The following is a 3,653-nucleotide window of genomic DNA, read 5'->3' on the forward strand; positions in this document are numbered from 1 at the left end:
GACGGTCTCGGCCCGCCGGCTCCGGCCGGTGGTGGGTGCCCGGCGGGCGGTTCGGCGGCGAGCAGCGCCCGGTACGCCGGCACGGTGGCCAGCAGCTCGGAGTGCCGGCCGAGCGCGGTGATCCGCCCGTCCTGGAGCAGGGCGACCCGGTCGGCCAACGCGATCGTCGACGGTCGGTGCACCACCAGCAGCGCGGTGCTGTCGCGCAGGACCTGCCGCAGCGCGGCCTCGACCAACGCCTCGGTGTGCACGTCGAGCGCGGACAGCGGGTCGTCCAGCACCAGCACGGCCGGCCGGCCGAGCACGGCCCGCGCCAACGCGAGCCGTTGCCGTTGCCCGCCGGACAGGGACAGCCCCTGCTCGCCCACCCGGGTGGCCAACCCCCAGGGCAGGTCGTAGGCGAAGTCGGCCTGGGCCAGCGCGAGCGCGGCGCGGACCTCGTCGTCCCCGGCGTCGGGGCGGCCCAGGGTGAGGTTCTCCCGCACCGACATCGAGAAGAGGGTGGGCTCCTCGAACGCCACCCCGACCAGCCGGCGCAGCGCGGCCAGCCGCAGGTCGCGCAGGTCGTGCCCGTCCAGGGTGATCCGGCCGGCGGTGACGTCGTGCAGCCGGGGCACCAGGGAGAGCAGCGTGCTCTTGCCGGAGCCGGTGGCCCCGACCAGGGCCAGTGTCTCGCCCGGCTCGATGCTCAGGTCGATCTCGCCGAGCACCGGCGTGGCGGCGCCCGGGTAGCGGAACGCGACCCGCTCGAAGCGGAGCCGGCCGTGCACCGCGTCGCGGGGCAGCGCGAGCGCACCGGGCGAGTCCACGATCCGGGGCGGGGTGTCCAGCACCTCCTGGATCCGGTCGGCGGCGGTCGCGGCCTCCTGACCGTTGGCGATGATCCAGCCCAGTGACTGCACCGGCCAGATGAGCATCAGTTGGAGGCTGACGAACGCGACCAGCTCGCCGATGGTGAGCGTGCCCGCCGCGGCGGCGGCGGCCCCCGCCACCAGCACCACGCCCAGGGTCACGTTGGGCACCAGGTCGAGCAGCGCCGAGGTGTTGGCCAGCAGCCGTCCCTTGCCGACGCCGGTCTCGTGCAGCCGGCGGGCCGCGTCGGTGAAGCGGGCGGCCATCTCGGGGCCCCGGCCGTACGCCTTCATGGTCCGCAGGCCCTGTGCGGTCTCCTCGACCAGCGTCGCCACGTCGCCCTGCTGGTCCTGCATCAGGCGGGACGCGGCGTGGTAGTGCCGCCCGAACCGGCGGCTGATCAGCAGCAGCGGCACCGCGCTGGCCGCGACCAGCACGCCGAGCACCGGATGCAGGTTGATCAACAGGACGACCACGACGACGTACGTGGTCAGGTTGAGCACCAGGAAGAACACGCCGAACGAGAGGAACCGGCGGATCACCGACAGGTCGCTGGTGATCCGGGAGAGCAACTGGCCGGACTGCCAGCGGTCGTGGAAGCTCGTCGGTAGCCGTTGCAGGTGGGCGTAGACGTCGGCGCGCAGCGCCGCCTCCATGCCCACCGCCGAGGAGGACTGCACCCAGCGACGGATGAAGATGAGCACCGCCTCGGCGACGCCGAGCAGCAGTGCCAGAGCGCCGAGCTGGAGCAGGCCGGCCGGTTCGTGCCGGGACACCGGCCCGTCCACCACCCGCTGCACCACGAGTGGTACGGCGATCCCGGCGGCGGTGCCGGCGAGCCCCGCGACGAGCAGCCAGGCGAACTCCGCGGCGTACGGGCGCAGGTAGGGGCGCAGCCGCCACAGGTTGTGCACCGGGTGGGGGCCCGCGGCGGCCCGGGCGGCCGGGTCGCCGTCGCTCTCCACAGGCACTACCAGACGGTAGCGTCAATGCGTGTTGATGCTTATGTCAGCTTGTTGTCAACCGTCGCTCATGACCGAGAAGCCACTTCTTCACGTCCAGCCCCCAGCGGTAGCCGCCGAGCGTGCCGTCGGTGCGGAGGACCCGGTGACAGGGCACGAACAGGGCTGCCGCGTTCCGGGCGCAGGCGGCGGCCGCAGCCCGCACCGCCGGTGGTCGACCGGCCAGCGCGGCGTACCCGGTGTAGGTGACCGGGGTGCCCGGCGGCACCTCGCGAAGCACCTGCCAGGCGTGCGCCATGAATTCTCCGCCGGTGTGTTGCCGGACCGGCACCGTGTCGATGGCGGCGAGGTCACCGTCCAGGTAGGAGTGGACCGCCGCGCTGACCGGGCCGAGGTCGGCCCGTTCCCGCAGCGGCGCCCGCAGCGCCGGGTGGATCAGGGGCAGCAGCGTCGCCGGGTCCGGGGTGAAGCCGGCTGCCCGTACCTCACCGTCGGGGCCGGCGAGGATGCTCAGCGGGCCGGTCGGGGTGTTCAGGACGGTGCTGTCGATGCTCATGCCGCTCTCCAGAGTCTGATCGTGGCGTAGGACCGCCAGGGACGCCACCGTTCGGCGTACCCGTCGAGGGTGGTCGGGGTGTCGGGCAGGCCGAGCGCGGCGGCGCCGCGCCGGACCGCGAGGTCGGTGCCGAGTAGTACGTCCGGGTCGCCCAGGGCGCGCATGGCCAGGTAGTTGGCGGTCCACGGGCCGATGCCGGGCAGCGCGAGCAGCCGCCGCACGGTCTCCGCCCGGTCCCCACCCGGCGCGAGGTCCACCACCCCGTCCGATACGGCCCGCGCCAACCCCCGCAACGTCTCCCGCCGCGCCAGCGGCATCGGAAACCCGGAATCCGGCAAAGCCAACAGCTCCGCCGGCCGCAGGAACCCCCGCAGCGCCCCCGAACCACCCTGTTGATCATGAAGTTGTTGCCCCGACACGCCGCTGTCGGTGGTCATAACTTCATGATCAACCGTGGCGGTGGCGGTGGCGGTGGTGGTGGCGGTGGTCAGGAGGCGGGTGAGGGTTGTTTTCGCGGAGCTGACGGAGATCTGCTGGCCGATGACGGCGCGGACGGCCAGCTCGAAGCCGTCTACCGCGCGGGGGACCCGGATGCCGGGCTCGGCGGCGACCGCCGGGGCGAGCGCCGGATCGGCGGCGAGCGTGGCGTCGATGGCCGCCGGGTCCGCGTCCAGGTCGAGCAACCGGCGGCAGCGGGCCACCGCCGGCGCCAGGTCCCGCAGGTCGGCCAGGCGCAGCGTCGCCGCCACGTGCCCGTCCGCCGGGGTCAGCGCCACCTGGCCGATGCCGTGGGGCAACCGCAGACCCCGGCGGTACGTCCCGTCGCGGACCTCCTCGACGCCGGGCAACGCCCGCACCGCCAGGAAGTCCAGCAGCGCGCGGGCGTGCAGCGGCGGGCGGTACGCCAGCCGGAGCGAAATGGTCCCCGCCCCGGCCGGTGCCTGCTGGCGGCCACGGGCCGTGCGCAGCTCCGACGGGGCGCTCGCGTACACCTCGCGGAGCGTGTCGTTGAACTGCCGCACACTGCCGAAGCCGGCGGCGAACGCGATCTCGGCCATCGCCAGGTCGGTGGTCTCGATCAGGATCCGGGCGGTCTGCGCCCGCTGGGCCCGGGCCAGCGCCAGCGGGCCGGCACCCATCTCGGCGCTCAGCATCCGGTGCAGGTGCCGCTCGGTGTAGCCCAGCCGGGCGGCCAGCCCCGGCACGCCGTCCCGGTCGACCACCCCGTCGGCGATCAGCCGCATCGCCCGGCCGACCACGTCCGCCCGGACGTCCCAGACGCG

The 3,653-nt window shown here is 74.3% G+C and carries 3 protein-coding genes; all 3 read right to left on the reverse strand.

The window, feature by feature from the left end; genetic code table 11:
* Window positions 1–1,823, reverse strand: a 1,823-nt coding sequence (locus JM949_RS34480; RefSeq protein WP_203152218.1) for an ABC transporter ATP-binding protein, incomplete at its 3' end; no start/stop codon positions are given.
* A 37-nt stretch (window positions 1,824–1,860) separates the two neighbouring features.
* Window positions 1,861–2,370: a methylated-DNA--[protein]-cysteine S-methyltransferase gene (locus tag JM949_RS34485; protein WP_203152219.1), complete on the reverse strand. Its 510-nt coding sequence runs from the start codon at window positions 2,368–2,370 to the stop codon at window positions 1,861–1,863.
* A partial coding sequence (locus JM949_RS34490; RefSeq protein WP_238434416.1) for a DNA-3-methyladenine glycosylase 2 occupies window positions 2,367–3,653 on the reverse strand: 1,287 nt, incomplete at its 5' end. The genes JM949_RS34490 and JM949_RS34485, both read right to left, overlap by 4 nt.

It is taken from the genome of Micromonospora tarensis (assembly GCF_016803395.1).
GTDB lineage: Bacteria > Actinomycetota > Actinomycetes > Mycobacteriales > Micromonosporaceae > Micromonospora > Micromonospora tarensis.

What these genes read in the sequence shown, in the direction of transcription:
- JM949_RS34485 (WP_203152219.1), bottom strand. Translation starts at nt 2,370, where the DNA reads ATGAGCATCGACAGCACCGTCCTGAACACCCCGACCGGCCCGCTGAGC.